General features: G+C 69.2%; 14 protein-coding genes and 3 tRNA genes. 9 read left to right on the forward strand and 8 right to left on the reverse strand.

Going from position 1 to position 18,264, the window contains the following annotated elements:
• Nucleotides 1-158: 158 nt before the first annotated feature.
• The 3 genes from STRTU_RS18925 to STRTU_RS18935 all read right to left on the reverse strand — a co-directional run bounded on the left by STRTU_RS18925 (nucleotide 159) and on the right by STRTU_RS18935 (nucleotide 817).
• Nucleotides 159-231 (reverse strand) — tRNA-Gly (locus tag STRTU_RS18925).
• A gap of 74 nt (nucleotides 232-305) precedes the next feature.
• Nucleotides 306-377, reverse strand: a tRNA-Gly gene (locus STRTU_RS18930).
• 119 nt (nucleotides 378-496) lie between these two features.
• A complete protein-coding gene (locus tag STRTU_RS18935; RefSeq protein WP_030086195.1) occupies nucleotides 497-817 on the reverse strand; it encodes a histone-like nucleoid-structuring protein Lsr2 in 321 nt (106 codons plus the stop codon).
• 300 nt (nucleotides 818-1,117) lie between these two features.
• Here STRTU_RS18935 and purS point away from each other — a divergent pair, with 300 nt between their 5' ends.
• From purS to purM, 7 genes are all read left to right on the forward strand, one after another.
• The gene (gene purS, locus STRTU_RS18940; protein ID WP_042151546.1) at nucleotides 1,118-1,363 is read left to right on the forward strand and encodes a phosphoribosylformylglycinamidine synthase subunit PurS; all 246 of its coding nucleotides are present in this window, start codon (nucleotides 1,118-1,120) and stop codon (nucleotides 1,361-1,363) included.
• Complete coding sequence (purQ, locus tag STRTU_RS18945) at nucleotides 1,360-2,040, forward strand: phosphoribosylformylglycinamidine synthase subunit PurQ (protein WP_159744722.1); 681 nt, start codon at nucleotides 1,360-1,362, stop codon at nucleotides 2,038-2,040. The genes purS and purQ overlap by 4 nt, the downstream gene beginning before the upstream one ends.
• Nucleotides 2,040-4,319: a phosphoribosylformylglycinamidine synthase subunit PurL gene (gene purL, locus STRTU_RS18950; RefSeq protein WP_159747063.1), complete on the forward strand. Its 2,280-nt coding sequence runs from the start codon at nucleotides 2,040-2,042 to the stop codon at nucleotides 4,317-4,319. The genes purQ and purL overlap by 1 nt, the downstream gene beginning before the upstream one ends.
• A gap of 185 nt (nucleotides 4,320-4,504) precedes the next feature.
• Complete coding sequence (locus STRTU_RS18955; protein WP_159744723.1) at nucleotides 4,505-5,350, forward strand: M23 family metallopeptidase; 846 nt, start codon at nucleotides 4,505-4,507, stop codon at nucleotides 5,348-5,350.
• Nucleotides 5,351-5,409: 59 nt separating this feature from the next.
• On the forward strand, nucleotides 5,410-6,207 hold the full coding sequence (locus STRTU_RS18960; protein ID WP_159744724.1) for a maleylpyruvate isomerase family mycothiol-dependent enzyme: 798 nt from the start codon (nucleotides 5,410-5,412) through the stop codon (nucleotides 6,205-6,207).
• Between the two features lie 258 nt (nucleotides 6,208-6,465).
• A complete protein-coding gene (purF, locus tag STRTU_RS18965) occupies nucleotides 6,466-8,025 on the forward strand; it encodes an amidophosphoribosyltransferase (RefSeq protein WP_159744725.1) in 1,560 nt (519 codons plus the stop codon).
• Nucleotides 8,026-8,060: 35 nt separating this feature from the next.
• On the forward strand, nucleotides 8,061-9,131 hold the full coding sequence (gene purM, locus STRTU_RS18970) for a phosphoribosylformylglycinamidine cyclo-ligase (protein ID WP_159744726.1): 1,071 nt from the start codon (nucleotides 8,061-8,063) through the stop codon (nucleotides 9,129-9,131).
• A gap of 185 nt (nucleotides 9,132-9,316) precedes the next feature.
• Here purM and STRTU_RS18975 read toward each other — a convergent pair whose 3' ends face one another.
• Entirely contained in the window at nucleotides 9,317-9,562 is a 246-nt protein-coding gene (locus tag STRTU_RS18975; protein ID WP_159744727.1) for a DUF3073 domain-containing protein, read from the reverse strand.
• A gap of 318 nt (nucleotides 9,563-9,880) precedes the next feature.
• On the reverse strand, nucleotides 9,881-10,999 hold the full coding sequence (locus STRTU_RS18980) for a Leu/Phe/Val dehydrogenase (RefSeq protein WP_159744728.1): 1,119 nt from the start codon (nucleotides 10,997-10,999) through the stop codon (nucleotides 9,881-9,883).
• A 197-nt stretch (nucleotides 11,000-11,196) separates the two neighbouring features.
• Between STRTU_RS18980 and STRTU_RS18985 the strand changes: the two genes are divergently transcribed.
• Both STRTU_RS18985 and bldC read left to right on the forward strand, forming a co-directional pair.
• Complete coding sequence (locus STRTU_RS18985; RefSeq protein ID WP_159744729.1) at nucleotides 11,197-12,033, forward strand: DUF8083 family protein; 837 nt, start codon at nucleotides 11,197-11,199, stop codon at nucleotides 12,031-12,033.
• A 513-nt stretch (nucleotides 12,034-12,546) separates the two neighbouring features.
• On the forward strand, nucleotides 12,547-12,753 hold the full coding sequence (bldC, locus tag STRTU_RS18990) for a developmental transcriptional regulator BldC (protein ID WP_003949541.1): 207 nt from the start codon (nucleotides 12,547-12,549) through the stop codon (nucleotides 12,751-12,753).
• 528 nt (nucleotides 12,754-13,281) lie between these two features.
• Here the strand turns inward: bldC and STRTU_RS18995 are convergent.
• From STRTU_RS18995 to hrpA, 3 genes are all read right to left on the reverse strand, one after another.
• A complete protein-coding gene (locus tag STRTU_RS18995; protein ID WP_159744730.1) occupies nucleotides 13,282-13,515 on the reverse strand; it encodes a DUF6274 family protein in 234 nt (77 codons plus the stop codon).
• Between the two features lie 233 nt (nucleotides 13,516-13,748).
• Nucleotides 13,749-13,823, reverse strand: a tRNA-Asp gene (locus STRTU_RS19000).
• Between the two features lie 110 nt (nucleotides 13,824-13,933).
• Nucleotides 13,934-18,043, reverse strand: coding sequence for an ATP-dependent RNA helicase HrpA (hrpA, locus tag STRTU_RS19005; protein ID WP_174878896.1), 4,110 nt, complete (start codon nucleotides 18,041-18,043; stop codon nucleotides 13,934-13,936).
• Between the last annotated feature and the right edge of the window lie 221 nt (nucleotides 18,044-18,264).

Consider the following 18,264-nt stretch of genomic DNA (forward strand, 5'->3'; position numbering starts at 1 on the left):
GAGTCCAGCGTTCCGCCGGATCAAGCTTTCCGGCAGTGCGGGCTGTCATCGCAGCTGATGACAAATGTCAGTTGCCCCGGCGAGGAGGGAGGGAAGGAGAAGAGGCGATGCCAAAGAAAGAAGGCCCCGGTCGCAATGACCGGGGCCTTCTTTATCTGAGCGGACGACGAGGCTCGAACTCGCGACCTCAACCTTGGCAAGGTTGCGCTCTACCAACTGAGCTACGTCCGCAGGCATCCACTCGGCTTTCACCGAGCGGCGCGACAGCTACTCTACCTGATCCTTTAGGAAGGTCGAGCTGTCAGAGCGGGTGACAGGGATTGCACACTGCGCCTCCCCCTTGGAAAGGGGGCGCTCTACTACTGAGCTACACCCGCGTGACTCCGTGAGGTCCGGCCTTTCGGCCTCGCCCCTCGGCGTGCTCCAGACTCTAGCTGATCAGTAGGGGTGCTGTGCAAGTCGGCTGCGCGCGGGCCGAGGGATGCCGGTAACTCGGTCAGTGATTGGCGGCGTTGAAGGCCTCGTAGACCTTCTTCGGGATCCGGCCGCGCGGGGGCACGTCCATCTGGTTGGAGCGGGCCCAGGCGCGGACGGCCGCGGGGTCGGGGTTCACCGCGGTCCGGTGGTACGCCTTGCCGGACTTGGCCCGCTTGCGGCCTGCCTCGACGAACGGAGCGAGGGCACCGCGCAGTTTCTTCGCATTGGCGGGATTGAGGTCGATCTCGTACGACTTCCCGTCCAATCCGAAGGTGACCGTCTCTGCGGCTTCTCCTCCGTCGATGTCATCGGAGAGCGTTACTACTACGCGCTGCGCCACGGATATCGGTCCTTTCGGGGAGCAACCCCTTGTTGACATGGGGTGATGCTCCGGATCCGGCTGATTGGGATCAATGCTTTTTCATTTGTACAGCGATGGGCATTGCATTGTGAAGCCCAGTTAATTTCGTCAGCGTGTCTTCCCGCAATCCGGACCCCGGATCTTTTCGAGGATTTTTCCTGCGGTGCACTCGCGCCGATACCGGACCGTGATCGGGCGCACTCTATATCTATGCGCGTAGATTTTCGAACACGGTACTGTGAGGACACCGCCTTACGCACCACACCACCGGGAGTGCCAGTGGCACGCGTCGTAGTCGACGTCATGCTCAAGCCGGAGATCCTCGACCCGCAGGGGCAGGCGGTGCAGCGCGCACTGCCACGCCTGGGCTTCGAGGGGATCGCCGACGTCCGTCAGGGCAAGCGTTTCGAACTTGAGGTGGAGGGTCCGGTCGACGAAGCCGCCCTCGCTCGCATCCATGAGATGGCCGAGACCTTCCTCGCCAACACCGTCATCGAAGACTTCACCGTGCGGGTCGACTCATGACCTCGCGGATCGGAGTCATTACCTTCCCCGGCACGCTCGACGACCGCGACACCCAGCGCGCGGTCCGGGTGGCCGGAGCGGAAGCGGTGCCGCTGTGGCACCGCGACAAGGACCTCAAGCAGGTCGACGCCGTGGTGCTGCCCGGCGGCTTCTCGTACGGCGACTATCTGCGGGCCGGGGCCATCTCCCGTTTCTCGCCGGTGATGGAGACCGTTATCGAGCAGGCCAGGGCCGGTATGCCCGTCCTGGGCATCTGCAATGGCTTCCAGGTGCTCACGGAGACCCACCTGCTGCCCGGCGCGATGCTGCGCAACAACCATCTGCACTTCATCTGCCGCGACCAGAAGCTGCGGGTGGAGAACGCGGAGACTTCCTGGACCGCGGACTACGCGCCCGGCCAGGAGATCAGCGTTCCGCTGAAGAACATCGACGGCCGGTACGTCGCCGACGAGCGCACGCTCGACATGCTGGAGGCCGAGGGCCGGGTCGCCTTCCGCTACCTGGACGGCAACCCCAACGGCTCGCTCCGCGATATCGCCGGCATCACCAATGAGGCGGGCAATGTCGTCGGCCTCATGCCGCACCCCGAGCACGCCGTGGAACCGCTGATCGGTACGGGCCGTACCGACGGCCTCGGATTCTTCACCTCGATCCTGAAGAAGCTGGTCAACGCATGATGGCCGAGCGAAGCGAGGGCACCATTAAGCACAGCCTCGACACCGTCAAGCACGCGGCCGAGACGCCGGACACCGACCAGCCGTGGGCCGAACTCGGCCTGAAGCAGGACGAGTACCGGCGCATCCGGGAGATTCTCGGCCGCCGTCCCACCGGCGCCGAACTCGCCATGTATTCGGTGATGTGGTCCGAGCACTGCTCCTACAAGAGCAGCAAGGTCCATCTGAAGCAGTTCGGCGAGAAGGTCCCCGAGAACGACGCCCTCCTCGTCGGCATCGGCGAGAACGCCGGTGTCGTCGACGTCGGCCAGGGTTACGCCGTCACGTTCAAGGTGGAGTCCCACAACCACCCCTCGTACATCGAGCCCTACCAGGGCGCGGCCACCGGCGTCGGCGGCATCGTCCGCGACATCCTCGCCATGGGTGCCCGCCCGGTTGCGGTCGTGGACCCGCTGCGGTTCGGCGCCGCCGACCACCCCGACACCAAGCGCGTCCTGCCGGGCGTGGTGGCCGGAATCGGCGGCTACGGCAACTGCCTGGGTCTGCCCAACATCGGTGGCGAGGTCGTCTTCGACGCCTGCTACCAGGGCAACCCGCTGGTCAACGCCGGCTGCATCGGCGTCATGAAGCACGAGGACATCCACCTCGCCAAGGCGTCCGGCGCGGGCAACAAGGTCATCCTCTACGGCGCCCGCACCGGCGGCGACGGCATCGGCGGTGTCTCCGTGCTGGCCTCGGAGACCTTCGATGACTCCAAGCCCACCAAGCGCCCCGCCGTCCAGGTCGGTGACCCCTTCCAGGAGAAGCTGCTCATCGAGTGCACCCTGGAGATCTTCAAGGAAGACCTGGTCGACGGTATCCAGGACCTCGGCGGCGCCGGGCTGTCCTGCGCCACCAGCGAGCTGGCCTCGGCCGGTTCCGGCGGTATGCGCGTCGAGCTGGACACCGTGCCGCTGCGCGACTCCTCCCTCTCGCCCGAGGAAATCCTCATGAGCGAGTCCCAGGAGCGCATGTGCGCGATCGTCGAGCCCGGCAAGGTCGACCGCTTCCTGGAGATCTGCGAGAAGTGGGATGTCATCGCCACCGTCATTGGTGAGGTGACGGACGGCTCGCAGCTGGAGATCTTCTGGCACGGCGAGCAGATCGTGGACGTGCCGCCGCGCACCGTCGCCCATGAGGGCCCGGTCTACGAGCGCCCGTACGCACGCCCCGACTGGCAGGACGCCCTCCAGGCCGACGACGCGGCCAAGCTGGCCCGCCCGGCGACCGCGGAGGAACTGCGGGCGCAGGTCCTGAAGCTGGTGGCCTCGCCCAACCAGGCATCCAAGGCGTGGATCACCGACCAGTACGACCGGTTCGTGCAGGGCAACACCGTCCTGGCGCAGCCGGAGGACGCCGGTATGGTCCGCATCGACGCGGACACCAACCTCGGCGTCGCACTCGCCACCGACGGCAACGGTCGCTACGCCAAGCTCGACCCCTATACGGGCGCGCAGCTGGCGCTGGCCGAGGCGTACCGCAATGTCGCCGCGTCCGGTGCCAAGCCGCTGGCGGTCTCCGACTGCCTGAACTTCGGTTCGCCCGAGGACCCGGCCGTGATGTGGCAGTTCGCCGAGGCCACCCGCGGTCTCGCCGACGCCTGCCAGACCCTCGGCACGCCCGTCACCGGCGGCAATGTCTCGCTGTACAACCAGACCGGCGAGGTGGCGATCCACCCGACCCCGGTCGTCGCGGTGCTCGGTGTCATCGACGATGTGACCCGCCGTACGCCGATCGCCTTCCAGGAAGAGGGCCAGCTGGTCTACCTCCTGGGTGACACCCGCGAGGAGCTCGGCGGCTCGGCCTGGTCGCAGGTCGTGCACGACCACCTCGGCGGTCTGCCCCCGCAGGTGGACCTGGAGCGCGAGCGCCTGCTGGCGGAGGTGCTGATCTCGGCCTCCCGGGACGGCATGATCGACGCCGCGCACGACCTCTCCGACGGCGGTCTGATCCAGGCCCTGGTGGAGTCGTGTCTGCGCGGCGGCAAGGGCGCCCGCCTCGTCGTTCCGGACGGGCTGGACCCGTTCGTCCTGCTGTTCTCCGAGTCGGCGGGCCGTGCGGTCGTCGCCGTCCCGCGCAGCGAGGAGCTCCGCTTCACCGACATGTGCGGTGCCCGGGGGCTGCCCGCGACCCGGATCGGCGTGATCGACGGCGAAGAGATCGACGTCCAGGGGCAGTTCAGCATCCCGCTGAGCGAGCTGAAGGAGTCGCACGAGGCGACGATCCCGGGTCTGATCGCCTGAGACGGAGCCGGGGCGCCGCGCCGTGCCCCCACTGACGGTCCGACGGTCCGTCCCCGCCCTGGGGACGGACCGTCGCCGCTTTCCCGCGCGGACACCCATGGCCGCCCGCGTGGTATCCCTGCTGGTGATGCTGACCGCCGCCGGGTGCTGACGCCCGGCCACACCGACCTCACGGGGGAGTCGGAATGAAGTCCACCACTGTGCGCAAGCTCTGCAGGATCGCCGCCCGCGCCTGCCTGCTCCTCTTCCTCGCGCTCGTCGGGGCGCGCTTTTTCGTCGACATCCCGTATTGGTGGGGCTGGGTTCCGCTGGGCCTCTGGATAGCGATCGGGTTCGGGGTGAACCGCCGGGCGGCCCGTGCGGAAGGGGACGGCGTGACGGGTCCGGTCCACGAGCCGGTGGCGGTCGCCGCTCCCGTCACCGGCCGTTGGAAGGCCCTGAACAGCCCCGCCGACAAGGTCCCCAGCCATGGCACACGGGCCTACGGGCAGGCGTACGCGATCGACATCGTGGCGGAACCGGAGCCGAACTCCCGGCCGGCCTTCGGCTGGTGGCCCCTGGTCCGCCGCAACGAGGACTTCCCGGCCTTCGGCGCACCCCTGCTCGCCGTCGCCGACGCCACCGTCGTCCGTGCCGAGGACGGCCAGCGCGACCATCTCAGCCGGACGTCCTGGCCCGCGGCCGTCTATCTGCTCGCCCTCGAAGGCCCCGCCCGCACGCTCGGCAGCGGCCGCCGGCTGATCGGCAACCATGTGGTCCTCGACCTGGGCGACGGCGTCTACGCGCTCTACGCCCATGTCCGCCGCGGTTCCCTCACCGTCCGTACGGGCGACCGGGTGCGGACCGGACAGACCGTCGGCCAGTGCGGCGACTCCGGCAACAGCAGTGAGCCGCACGTCCACTTCCAGCTCATGGACGCCGCCGACCCGGTCGTCGCCGATGGCCTTCCGTTCACCTGGCAGGGCATCGGCGTCCCGCGCAACGGCGAGACATTCGAGGCCGGGAAGCCGCTGACGACACCGGCGGGCTGAGCGGCCGACGGCCCCGAATCCGAAGACGGCTGTCAGTGGCGCCTCGTAGGCTGACGTACATGCCTCCTGCCGCCCGGAAGCCGCGCCCCCGCCGGTACGACCCGAAGAAGACCCGTACCGCCGTCGCGGCCCAGCTCGCTCACGTCCAGGAGGCCGTACGCGCCCTCACGCCCGGCCAGTTGGCGCTGCCGACCCGGCTCGGCGACTGGACGGTGCGCGAGCTGGTGGCGCATCTGTCCATGGCCGTGGGGAGCGTGGCGCGCAGCCTTGAGCGCCCGGTTCCGGCGCGGGCGGAGGCCACCCTGCTGGAGTGGCCGTCGGCGGCCGCGCCGCGCGCCCTGGACGTCGACGAGCGCACCCGCGCCCTGGCCGGCGCGCACGACCCCGTGGAGCTGCTGGAACGCACCGCCGCGGAGTTCGCCGAGGCCGTCGCGCCGGAGCCGGACGACCGGCTGCTGCCGGTCCTGCCGGGCGCGATGCCGCTGGCCGACTTCCTCGTCACCCGCTGCCTCGAACTCGTCGTGCACACCGACGACCTCGCGGCGGCGACCGGCACGAAGATCCCCTTCGACCGCCAGGCCCTGGCCGCCACCACCCGGCTGCTGGCCGACACCCTGGCGGACCGGGCCCCCGGCGGATCGGTGGAGCTGCGCATTCCGCCGTTCGCCGTGGTGCAGTGCGTGGCGGGCCCCAAGCACACACGCGGCACCCCGCCGAACGTCGTCGAGACCGACCCGCTGACCTGGATCCGGCTGGCCACCGGCCGTACGACCTGGGCCGAGGAGCGGGAAGCGGCGACCGTCAGCGCCAGCGGCGAGCGGTCCGACCTCGGCGGCTGTCTGCCGCTGCTGAGCTGACGGGCGCGGGGGCGTCGCGCATCTCACACGGAAGCGGGCCGCGCCCCCGAGCCGCAAGATCCACACGGTCGGCGCCGCGGGCCCCGCGCCCGGCGGCGCACCAGGTGGGCCAAGGGATCCGAGGCGTGCGCGGCCCGCGGGCCGCCCTCCGGGCCGCGTGGGCACGTCAAGCACCCCGGCCCCGCATTTATGCACTCATCCAGGTCCGCGACCCTCCCTGGTTCGGATGAATGCGCGACCTGCCCTAGACTCGGTGCCGTGCCACGTGGTGACGGACGACTCAACCACGACCTGCTCCCCGGCGAGAAGGGCCCCCAGGACGCTTGCGGCGTCTTCGGTGTCTGGGCTCCGGGTGAAGAGGTCGCCAAACTCACCTATTTCGGGCTGTATGCGCTGCAGCACCGTGGACAGGAGTCCGCGGGCATCGCGGTGAGCAACGGCTCCCAGATCCTCGTCTTCAAGGACATGGGCCTGGTTTCCCAGGTCTTCGACGAGACTTCGCTCGGTTCCCTCCAGGGCCATATCGCCGTGGGCCATGCCCGCTACTCCACCACCGGTGCCTCGGTGTGGGAGAACGCCCAGCCGACGTTCCGTGCGACCGCGCACGGCTCGATCGCGCTCGGCCACAACGGCAACCTGGTCAACACCGCCGAGCTGGCGGATCTGGTCGCCGCGCTGCCCCGTGAGGGCGGCCGCGCGACCCAGGTCGCGGCCACCAACGACACCGACCTGGTGACGGCCCTGCTGGCCGGCCAGGTCGACGAGGACGGCAAGCCGCTGACCGTGGAGGAGGCCGCCCCGCGCGTCCTGCCCAAGGTCAAGGGCGCCTTCTCGCTCTGCTTCATGGACGAGCACACGCTCTATGCCGCCCGCGACCCGCAGGGCATCCGCCCGCTGGTCCTCGGCCGCCTGGAGCGCGGCTGGGTGGTGGCCTCCGAGACCGCCGCCCTCGACATCTGCGGCGCCAGCTTCATCCGGGAGATCGAGCCCGGCGAGATGGTCGCCATCGATGAGGACGGCCTGCGCAGCACCCGCTTCGCCGAGGCCCGCCCCAAGGGCTGCGTCTTCGAGTACGTCTACCTGGCCCGCCCGGACACCGACATCGCCGGCCGCAATGTGTACCTCTCCCGTGTGGAGATGGGCCGCAAGCTGGCCGCCGAGGCGCCGGCCGACGCGGACCTGGTGATAGCGACCCCGGAGTCCGGCACCCCCGCCGCCGTCGGCTACGCCGAGGCCAGCGGCATCCCCTACGGCTCCGGCCTGGTCAAGAACTCCTACGTCGGCCGGACCTTCATCCAGCCCTCGCAGACCATCCGCCAGCTCGGTATCCGCCTCAAGCTCAACCCGCTCAAGGAAGTCATCCGCGGCAAGCGCCTGGTGGTCGTCGACGACTCGATCGTCCGCGGCAACACCCAGCGCGCCCTGGTCCGGATGCTGCGCGAGGCCGGCGCCGCCGAGGTCCACATCCGGATCTCGTCCCCGCCGATCAAGTGGCCGTGCTTCTTCGGCATCGACTTCGCCACCCGTGCGGAGCTGATCGCCAACGGGCTGAGCGTGGCGGAGATCGGCAAGTCGCTGGGCGCCGATTCGCTCGCGTACATCTCGATCGACGGCATGATCGAGGCGACCACGATCGCCAAGCCGAATCTGTGCCGCGCCTGCTTCGACGGCGAGTACCCGATGGAGCTGCCCGACCCGGAGCTGCTGGGGAAGCACCTCCTGGAGTCGGAGACCGCGGCACCGGCGAAGTCCGACGTGGACGGCGTCCAGACGCTCACGGCCGGGGTCGGCGGCGCCGACGCACTGCGTCGCCCGTAGAGCTCGTCATACACACGACAGGAAAGTGCTCAGCCATGTCCGCTGAATCCTCCGGTGCAAGCTACGCAGCCGCGGGCGTCGACATCGAAGCCGGCGACCGCGCCGTGGACCTGATGAAGGAGTGGGTGAAGAAGGCCACCCGCCCCGAGGTCGTCGGCGGGCTCGGCGGCTTCGCCGGCCTCTTCGACGCCTCGGCGCTGAAGCGGTACGAGCGCCCGCTGCTGGCCTCCGCCACCGACGGCGTCGGTACCAAGGTCGACATCGCCCGCAAGATGGGCGTCTACGACAGCATCGGCCACGACCTCGTCGGCATGGTCGTCGACGACCTGGTCGTCTGCGGCGCCGAACCGCTGTTCATGACCGACTACATCTGCGTGGGCAAGGTCTACCCGGAGCGGGTCGCCGCGATCGTCAAGGGCATCGCCGAGGGCTGTGTGCTGGCCGGCTGCGCGCTGGTCGGCGGCGAGACCGCGGAGCACCCGGGACTGCTGGGCGCGGACGAGTTCGATGTCGCCGGCGCCGGTACGGGCGTCGTCGAGGCGGACCGGGTGCTGGGCGCGGATCGCATCCGTACGGGGGACGCGGTGATCGCCATGGCGTCCTCCGGCCTTCACTCGAACGGGTACTCGCTGGTCCGTCATGTGCTGTTCGACCGGGCGGGCATGGCCCTGGACCGGGAGATCCCGGAGTTCGGCCGCACCCTGGGCGAGGAGCTGCTGGAGCCCACCAAGATCTACTCGCTGGACTGCCTGGCGCTGACCCGTACGACCGAGGTGCACGCCTTCTCGCACATCACCGGCGGCGGTCTGGCCAACAACCTCGCCCGGGTGATCCCGGACGGTCTGCACGCCACGGTCGACCGTGCCACCTGGACGCCGGGCCCGGTCTTCGACCTGGTCGGTTCGGCCGGCTCGGTGGAGCGCGGGGAGCTGGAGAAGACCCTGAACATGGGCGTCGGCATGATCGCCGTCGTCCCGCAGGGGTCGGTGGAGGCCGCGCTGACCACGCTCGCCGACCGCGGTGTGGACGCCTGGGTCAGCGGCGAGATCGTCGAGCGCGGTGACCGCGCCGAGGCAGTGACCCTGACCGGTGACTACGCGAGCTGACGTACCGAGCCTCGCCCCTGGCCGGACCGGGCCGGGGGAGGGGCCGCCCGTCCCCGGCAGCCGTCGGTGCGGCGGCCCGCCGCACGGCTATCCGGACGGAGTTATCCGGGCAGCACAGAACCCGGTCCGGGCAAAAGCCAGGACCGGGTCCGCGATGCTGTTATGGGTGCCGCGAGCGCAGAGACTCAAGCGCGACGACGCTGGTCTGACGAGTCGCCCTCGTCCTCTTCGTCGTCGTTGTACAGCTCTGCGTACCGTGCGTACGGGTCGTCGTCCTCGTCCTCCTCGAACGGCTCTGCGTTCGGAGGCTGCTGGTTCGACGGTGATGCACCCAGCTCGTCGGCCAGTCGTGAGAGATCCGTCCCACCGCTGCTGTACTTCAGCTGGCGGGCGACCTTTGTCTGCTTGGCCTTGGCCCGGCCGCGCCCCATGGGTCGACCCCCTCAATGACGGGGCTCGATGGCCCCAGAGTCTTGACACGCGTTCATGGATCAGAGCGGACTCTCGACAGAGAGACCGGCCCGTAGGGCTTTAACGGTACCTGCTTCCGCGGCCATACGGTACGTCGCCCGCATCACCCGCCGCTCGGCACGACCTTCGAGGTGCCCCGTCCCCGCTGGTCAACTGCGATTTTAACCTGTCTTGTACGGCGACCCGCCGACGGGTGGTGAGGGATGTCTCCCTGATCACCCGTGGCGGGCCGCACACGGCACGCTTTCCGGCCGACAAGGCCGCATTTCCGGCCACGGTCAGCCGCGCCGGGCCTCCGCCATCCGCTGCTCGGCCAGGCGGTCGGCGGCCGCGGCAGGCGGAATGCCGTCGGCCTTCGCACGAGCGAATATCGCCAGGGTGGTGTCGAAGATCTTCGCCGCCTTGATCTTGCAGCGGTCGAAGTCGAAGCCGTGCAGCTCGTCGGCCACCTGGATGACCCCGCCCGCGTTCACCACGTAATCGGGGGCGTAGAGGATGCCGCGGTCGGACAGATCCTTCTCGACGCCGGGGTGGGCGAGCTGGTTGTTGGCCGCGCCGCACACCACCTTCGCGGTCAGCACCGGCAGCGACTCATCGCTCAGCGCACCGCCCAGCGCACACGGCGCATAGACGTCCAGGCCCTCGGTACGGATCAGCGCCTCGGTGTCCGCGACCGCGGTGACCTGCGGGTACTTGGCGAGGACGCGATCGACCGAGTCGGCCCGGACATCCGTGATCACGACCTCGGCACCGTCCTGGAGGAGATGCTCGACGAGGAGGTGCCCGACCTTGCCGACGCCCGCGATGCCCACCTTGCGGCCGCGCAGCGTCGGATCACCCCAGGCGTGCTGGGCCGAGGCGCGCATGCCCTGGAAGACGCCGTAGGCGGTCAGGACGGAGGAGTCACCGGCGCCGCCGTTGGCCGGGGAGCGACCGGTGGTCCACTTGTTCGTACGGGACACGACGTCCATGTCGGCGACGTACGTACCGACGTCGCAGGCGGTGACGTAGCGGCCGCCGAGGGAGGCCACGAACCGGCCGTAGGCGAGCAGGAGTTCATCGGTCTTGATCAGATCGGGGTCACCGATGATCACAGCCTTCCCGCCGCCGTGGTCCAGCCCGGCGAGGGCGTTCTTGTAGGACATGCCGCGCGACAGGTTCAGGGCGTCCAGCACGGCCTCCTCCTCGGAGGCGTAGGCATGGAAGCGGGTACCACCCAGGGCGGGGCCCAGAGCGGTGCTGTGGATGGCGATCACGGCCTTCAGGCCGCTGGCACGGTCCTGGCAGAGAACGACCTGCTCATGGCCCCCCTGCTCCGACCGGAACAGGGTGTGCAGAACGCCGCCGTCGGTGCCGGCGTGGGCCGGACGTACGTCAGTCACGGTGGTGACTCCCATAAGTCGCGAAGGACGCCCTCCTACGGGTGGGGGAGGGCCGGTTGCAAAGAGCGTAAGACCTGCGCCGCCGGTTGATCGGTCGGGTGCCGAGGATCACCCTCTCCCGGGGGACGGGCATGGGACGATCTGGTCGTATCGCAGGCCGGCGGGGGCCCTCGGGATCTCCCGGCGGTGGACTTCCCTTTGAAGGAGCGGGCGTGGCCCTGGCGTCGTCGGTGAAGGTCCCGTACATGGCATATCTGCGGGTCTACGAGCCGCTGGCTGCGTTCCCCGAGCCGGAGCGCAGCCACTGGGCCCGCTATGCCAAGCGGGAGAAGACTCCCACCGCCCAGGACGAGCAGCGCCGGGCGCTGGCGGACCTGCTGCCGACCCCGCCCGTGCCGGTGCCGGTCCACGAGAGCGCGGACGCCTTCATCGCCGTCGTGAACGAGGTGACCTGCGTCTGTCCGTGGCGCACCCGGCTGCGCGGCTGGCAGGCCCTGGAGGCGCTGGACGAGCTGCTGCCGGCCTCGGTGCTGGATGCGGCGCTGCCCCCGGTGGTGCGCCGGCAGGCGGCCACGGACTACGAGCAGTGGCGGGAGCGCAATCCGGACGCCAGGCCCTGGATCCGCGGGGCGGCCTGGCATGTCCCGGTCCGCTGGTTCGTGCTGTTCACCGACGGCGAGCGGGAGTACACGAAGGGTGAGCAGGGGCCGGTGCTGCGCTACCGGATGCCGATGGTGCAGGCGCGGCGGCGGGTCGCCCGTGGGCTGCGGACGCTGCGGGACGCCCTGGAAGAGGGGCCCTTGATCGACGGCCTGGTAGATGTGGGGCGCTGGCTTGAGGAATTCCACCCGCGTTCGCTCGTGGAGCTGGATTACGGAGGGCTGGTGCACGCGGTGCCCGAAGGGCAGCTCGCCGAGGACCGTTCCGCCGCCGACGTGGCGGAGGGGCTGGCGGCGCTGCGCGAGGGGGACGGCGAGCGGGCCGGAGTCGCGTACGAGAAGCTTTCCCAGCGGTGGCGTGCGGTGCGGGAACGTCAGTTCTCCAGCTGAGCGCGGGCGCCGTGAAAAGGTTCGTGATGCGGAACCTCCGCGTTCGCTTTTCGGTGGTCGGACGGTAAGGGACGTAGGTCCCGATCCGGGCGATTGCCTCAAGCGTGACCTAAAGCACTGACTTCGGGTCTTGCTCTCAAGCCATACCCTCGTGCCAAAATAGGACAAGGGGCCCGCCCTGGGCTCCTTCCGTCCAACTAAGGGCGGATAGATCGGTATTGCGTTCCTTGAGGGGTCTCGTGGCGGCTGATCACGCTGTGACTGATCGTCACGGACGGGTGACTGTCCGCTATGGCACGGTCCATCGGCATCCGCCGAGGTTGAACACCTGAGAGGGCAATTCCATCGGTTTGGCCGACGTGGCTGGACAGATGGTGTAGTTGTAGTGCCGAGGACAAGCCGTTCGTCCTATAACCGACTCGGCCCGCGTCCGCCATTTCGGGCAACGTGGGTCAAGGTGCAGAATTTAGAGGAAAGAACCGTGATGGTTCGGTTCTCCCGAGGAGGCCGCTCATGACCGCTCGCACCCCTGACGCCGAGCCGCTGCTTACCCCCGCTGAGGTTGCCACGATGTTCCGCGTGGACCCGAAGACGGTGACCCGCTGGGCCAAGGCAGGCAAGCTCACGTCCATCCGCACGCTCGGAGGACACCGGCGTTACCGCGAGGCTGAGGTCCGCGCACTGCTCGCGGGCATTCCGCAGCAGCGCAGCGAGGCCTGAACAACCGCATAACCAGGTCGTTTTCGGGGCCCCCAACCCGAAAGCGTCCGCTTTGCGTCACACCGCTCGACCGCTTCACCACGCTTCACACAGCTTCATATGACGCGGCGCCTGCCCCACAGGCCCCATACCTGCTCCATTTGGGTACGTCATCGATCGCGCTGGACTCCGCCGGGTCCAGCGCGATTTTTTTGTGTGCGCCCGCTTCAGGGCCCGTCAGAGCGGTCGGGTCGCCCTGGCGCCGACGCCGTCCCGGGTGGCCGCCAGGGGGTCTTCACGGGCCCTGTCGGGGCCTTTCCGTGCGGACCCCGAACCCCCTTCCGGGAGCCACCTCCTGGGCGGTGCAATTGCACATATTAAATTGACCGGTTGTAGGGAGGGCGTAAGTTCAGCATCACGCCAAACTTGTTCGGTGACACCCGTCACACGGCGCGATGCTTGAAGACGATACGTCCGCCGCGATAGAGAACCGCGCCCGCCACACCCAACAGGCTGCCACCGCCTGTTGGATGACGGAGGCGCCGGTGGTCACCGGGTCGCGGGACTTTCGCCCTCGTCCACCGGCGGCTCCCTGACGGCCGCGGACGAGGCGGTGGCGGACGCGGGCGCCGAAGGCTCCGAACGGGCCGTGTGCGGCTCCATGACGAGCCGTTGCAGCTGATGGCAGACGGGGCAGTGCCGTGTCAGATGGCGGTAGCCGGCGGCGGCTGCCAGATGGGCCCGCAACAGTGCCCTGGTCTCGTGCCGTACCGCAGTCGTCATGCGCATACCTCCCCGGCCCCCACGCGTTCCTCAGTGAGTACCGGTGGTACGTGCCGCCGTCAATACAGCGGGCGGCAATCCGGCTACGGTCCGCATTCGGCGGGGCCGGAAATGGCCAGGGGCAGGGCGCGGGCGTCACCTGACGGGATGTGGGATGCCGAGGGCGGGCGGGCGGCCCGGTCCGGACAGCAGAACGGCCCGCATCCGATGAGGATGCGGGCCGTTCTCATATGCGGTCCTGACGGGATTTGAACCCGCGGCCTCCACCTTGACAGGGTGGCGAGCACTCCAAACTGCTCCACAGGACCTTGCGTTTCGCTTTCCGCTTGCGGCGGGCTGCGAAGCAAGACTCTACAGCAGGTCAGGGGGTGCGGTCGAACTCGGTACCGGCGGCCCGCATTCCCGGGGAAGACACCGCCTAGGGCGCGGCGGCGTCCACCGCCTTCACGATCCGTTTGTCGGAGACCGGGTACGCGGTCCCCAGCGCATGGGCGAAGTAGCTCACCCGGAGTTCCTCGATCATCCAGCGGATCTCCAGGGCCGCGGGCGGCACCGGGCGGCCCTGCGGGAACTGCTCCAGCAGCCAGGCGTATTCGTCCTGCATCTCCTTCACCTTCGCCATACGGGTGCGGTCCCGCTCGGCGTGGGTGGGCAGCTGCTGCAGACGGCGGTCGGCGGCCACCAGATAGCGCATCAGATCCGGCAGCCGCTTGGCGCCGTGCGCCGTCACGAAGCCCGGCTTGATCAGCGCCGCCAGCTGCTCCTTGATGTCCGTGAGGGACGGCAGCAGCGAGGGGAAGGTCGTCTCCTTCAGCCGGCGCTCGCACGCCTGCCAGGCGGCCAGTACTTCCTGGACCTGCTGGATGGTCTTCAGCGTGACGTCCACCAGGTCCGCGCGGACCTGGTCGAACAGCTTCCGGAAGGACTCCTCGTCCCAGGCCGGACCGCCCCGGGCCGCGATCAGACGGTCCGCGGCGGCGGTGACGCAGTCCTCGAAGAGCGCGTTGATGGAGCCGTGCGGATTGCGGGACAGCGCGAGCTTCTGCTGATTGCTCAGCTTGCCCTGGGCGAACTTGGCCGGATTGGACGGGATGTTCAGCAGGATGAGCCGGCGGGTGCCCGCCCACATCGCGGTGAGCTGCTCGGCCTCGGTGTCGAAGAGGCGTACGGCGACGCTGCTGCCCTCGTCGACCAGCGCCGGGTAGGCCTTCAGCGGCTGGCCGGCCCGCCGGGTCTCGAAGGTGCGCGGCAGGCTGCCGATCGTCCAGGACGTGAGCCCCGTGCGCTGCTCGGGACCGGCCGGGGCCCGTCCGTCGCCGGCGCCGCCCTTGCGGTCCCCGGCGGGCCGTTCGGCGGCCTGCTCGAAGGCCTTGGAGATGGCCGCCCTGGTCTTGGGCTTGAGCTTCAGCCGCAGCGCCTCCAGGTCCTTGTCCTCGGCGAGCTTGCGCCGCCGCTCGTCGATCACCCGGAAGGTGATCTTCAGGTGGTCCGGGACCTTGGCCGGGTCGAAGTCCGCGGCCTCCACGGGCACGCCCACCATCCGCTGCAGCCCGGCGGCCAGAGAGGTCGTCAGGGCGCCCTGCAGGGGGACCGTGGAGTCCAGGAAGCGGGCCGCGAAGTTCGGTGCCGGGACGTAGTTGCGCCGGATCGGCTTGGGCAGGGACCGGATCAGCTCCGTCACCAGCTGCTCGCGCAGGCCCGGGATCTGCCAGTCGAAGCCCTCGGAGGAGACCTGGTTGAGGACCTGGAGGGGGATATGGACGGTCACGCCGTCCGCGTCCGCGCCCGGCTCGAACTGGTAGGTGACCTTGAACTTCAGCTTTCCCTGCCGCCAGGAATCCGGGTAGTCGTCCTTCGTGACGGCCTCGGCGGACTCATTGATGAGCATCGAGTGCTCGAAGTTCAGCAGCTCCGGCTCTTCGCGGTGCTTCTTCTTCCACCACGAGTCGAAGTGCGCGCCGGAGACCACGTCCGCCGGAATGCGCTGATCGTAGAAGTCGAAGAGCGTCTCGTCGTCCACGAGGATGTCGCGGCGCCGGGCGCGGTGCTCCAACTCCTCGACCTCGCCGAGGAGTTTGCGGTTGTCATGGAAGAACTGGTGATGGGTGCGCCAGTCGCCCTCGACGAGTGCGTTGCGGATGAACAGGTCGCGTGAGGTCTCCGGATCGATCCGGCCGTAGGCGATCTTGCGCTGGGCGACGATCGGGACGCCGTAGAGCGTCACCCGCTCGTAGGCCATCACCGCGGCCATCTTCTGTTCCCAGTGCGGCTCGCTGTAGGTGCGCTTGACCAGGTGCTGAGCGAGCGGTTCGAGCCATTCCGGTTCGATCTTCGCATTCACCCGCGCCCACAGGCGGGAGGTCTCCACCAGCTCGGCGGACATCACCCAGCGCGGTGGCTTCTTGAAGAGCGCGGAGCCGGGGAAGACCGCGAACTTGGCGCTGCGGGCGCCCAGATACTCGTTCTTGGCGTCGGTGTCCTTGATGCCGATGTGCGAAAGCAAACCGGAAAGCAGGGAGGTGTGGATATGGTCCGGCGCCGCGTCCTCCTCGCTGAGGTGGATGCCCATGGTCTTGGCGACCGAACGCAGCTGGGAGTAGATGTCCTGCCACTCGCGTATCCGGAGATAGTTCAGGAACTCGCTCCGGCACATCCGGCGGAAGGCCGAGGAGGACAGCTCCTTCTGCTGCTCGCGGATATAGCGCCAGAGGTTGAGGAAGGCGAGGAAGTCGGAGCTCTCGTCCTTGAAGCGGGCGTGCTGCTGATCGGCCTGCTGCTGCTTGTCCGCGGGCCGTTCGCGCGGGTCCTGGATGGACAGCGCCGCCGCGATGACCATGACCTCGCGGACACAGCCGTTCCGGTCCGCCTCCAGCACCATCCGCGCCAGCCGCGGGTCGACCGGCAGCTGGGAGAGCTTGCGGCCCATCGGCGTCAGCCGCTTCTTGGGGTCTTTCTGTTTGGTGTCGAGCGCGCCGAGCTCACTCAGCAGATCGACGCCGTCCTTGATGTTGCGGCGGTCCGGAGGGTCGATGAACGGGAACTTCTCGATGTCGCCGAGGCCGGCCGCGGTCATCTGCAGGATGACGGAGGCGAGGTTCGTCCGGAGGATCTCCGCGTCCGTGAACTCGGGGCGGGAGAGGAAGTCGTCCTCCGAGTAGAGGCGGATGCAGATGCCGTCGCTGGTACGGCCGCAGCGGCCCTTGCGCTGGTTGGCGCTGGCCTGCGAGACCGGCTCGATGGGCAGCCGCTGGACCTTGGTGCGGTAGCTGTAGCGGGAGATACGGGCCATGCCCGGGTCGATGACGTATCTGATGCCCGGGACGGTCAGCGAGGTCTCGGCGACGTTCGTGGCCAGCACGATCCGGCGGCCCGTATGCCGCTGGAAGACGCGATGCTGCTCGGCGTGCGACAGCCGTGCGTACAGGGGGAGGACCTCGGTGAACGGGAGGGCCTTCTTGTTGAGCGCGTCGGCGGTGTCGCGGATCTCCCGCTCGCCGGAGAGGAAGACCAGGATGTCGCCGGGGCCGGCGGACTGCAGCTCGTCCACGGCGTCGCAGATCGCGGTGATCTGGTCGCGGTCCCCGTCGTGGCCGCCTTCCTCCAGCAGCGGGCGGTAGCGCACCTCCACCGGATACGTCCGGCCGGAGACCTCGACGATCGGTGCGCTCGGCTTCGTCTCCTCGTCGCTTCCGGAGGTGCCCGGCGTGGCCGGGGAGCCGGTACGGTCCGGCGCCGCCCCTACGGACGCGAAGCTGCCGAAGTGCCGGGCGAAGCGCTCCGGGTCGATGGTCGCCGAGGTGATGACGACCTTGAGGTCCGGGCGCCGGGGCAGCAGCTGTGCCAGATAGCCGAGGATGAAATCGATGTTGAGGCTGCGCTCATGTGCCTCGTCGATGATGATCGTGTCGTACTGGCGCAGCTCCCGGTCCGTCTGGATCTCGGCGAGCAGAATGCCGTCCGTCATCAGCTTGACGAGGGTGTCCCCGCCGACCTGGTCGGTGAAGCGGACCTTCCAGCCGACCGCCTCGCCCAGTGGCGTCTTCAGCTCCTCGGCCACCCGCTCGGCCACCGTACGGGCCGCGATCCGGCGCGGCTGGGTGTGCCCGATCAGGCCCCGGATGCCCCGGCCGAGCTCCAGGCAGATCTTCGGGATCTGCGTCGTCTTGCCGGAGCCGGTCTCCCCGGCGACGATCACGACCTGGTGGTCGCGGATCGCGGCGAGGATCGCGTCCTTCTTCTGGCTGACCGGCAGCTCTTCCGGGTAGCTGATCGCGGGCACCGCGGCGCGGCGCTGCTCGACCCGCAGCTCCGCCTCGTCGATACCGCCGGCGATCTCGGCGAGCACCGCCGCGCGGGCTTCGGGTTTACGGATACGGCGTGCGCCGTCGAGCCGGCGCCCCAGCCGCTGCTGATCGCGCAGCATCAGCTCGGGCAGACGCTCCAGCAGGTCGGAGAGGCCGGGAGCGGGGGTGCCGGGCAGCGCGGGAGCAGAGCCGTCGGGCAGGGCGGAGGCAGGCTGACTGGACATACGTCCCCCAGGATCTCACCTCGGATAAACGACTGGCGAACGAATTGCCCGCGCGGGCGGCGCACGGTGCCGCCCGGCAACTCTCCCCGTCTCCCGGCCGCTCCTCGTACGCACGGACTTCCGGGCCTGCCCGCACCGCCATCCGGGTGGCCGCGAGGGCGGGCGCACAGGAGCGGGCAGGCGACGGAAAAACGATTCCGACACCTGCGCGCATCCACGAC

The sequence above is a fragment of the Streptomyces tubercidicus genome, from assembly GCF_027497495.1.
Classification (GTDB): domain Bacteria; phylum Actinomycetota; class Actinomycetes; order Streptomycetales; family Streptomycetaceae; genus Streptomyces; species Streptomyces tubercidicus.

What these genes read in the sequence shown, in the direction of transcription:
- hrpA (WP_174878896.1), bottom strand. Translation starts at nt 18,043, where the DNA reads ATGTCCAGTCAGCCTGCCTCCGCCCTGCCCGACGGCTCTGCTCCCGCG.
- bldC (WP_003949541.1), top strand. Translation starts at nt 12,547, where the DNA reads ATGACCGCTCGCACCCCTGACGCCGAGCCGCTGCTTACCCCCGCTGAG.
- STRTU_RS18975 (WP_159744727.1), bottom strand. Translation starts at nt 9,562, where the DNA reads ATGGGGCGCGGCCGGGCCAAGGCCAAGCAGACAAAGGTCGCCCGCCAG.
- STRTU_RS18960 (WP_159744724.1), top strand. Translation starts at nt 5,410, where the DNA reads ATGCCTCCTGCCGCCCGGAAGCCGCGCCCCCGCCGGTACGACCCGAAG.
- STRTU_RS18980 (WP_159744728.1), bottom strand. Translation starts at nt 10,999, where the DNA reads ATGGGAGTCACCACCGTGACTGACGTACGTCCGGCCCACGCCGGCACC.
- purL (WP_159747063.1), top strand. Translation starts at nt 2,040, where the DNA reads ATGGCCGAGCGAAGCGAGGGCACCATTAAGCACAGCCTCGACACCGTC.
- purQ (WP_159744722.1), top strand. Translation starts at nt 1,360, where the DNA reads ATGACCTCGCGGATCGGAGTCATTACCTTCCCCGGCACGCTCGACGAC.
- purM (WP_159744726.1), top strand. Translation starts at nt 8,061, where the DNA reads ATGTCCGCTGAATCCTCCGGTGCAAGCTACGCAGCCGCGGGCGTCGAC.
- STRTU_RS18995 (WP_159744730.1), bottom strand. Translation starts at nt 13,515, where the DNA reads ATGACGACTGCGGTACGGCACGAGACCAGGGCACTGTTGCGGGCCCAT.
- STRTU_RS18955 (WP_159744723.1), top strand. Translation starts at nt 4,505, where the DNA reads ATGAAGTCCACCACTGTGCGCAAGCTCTGCAGGATCGCCGCCCGCGCC.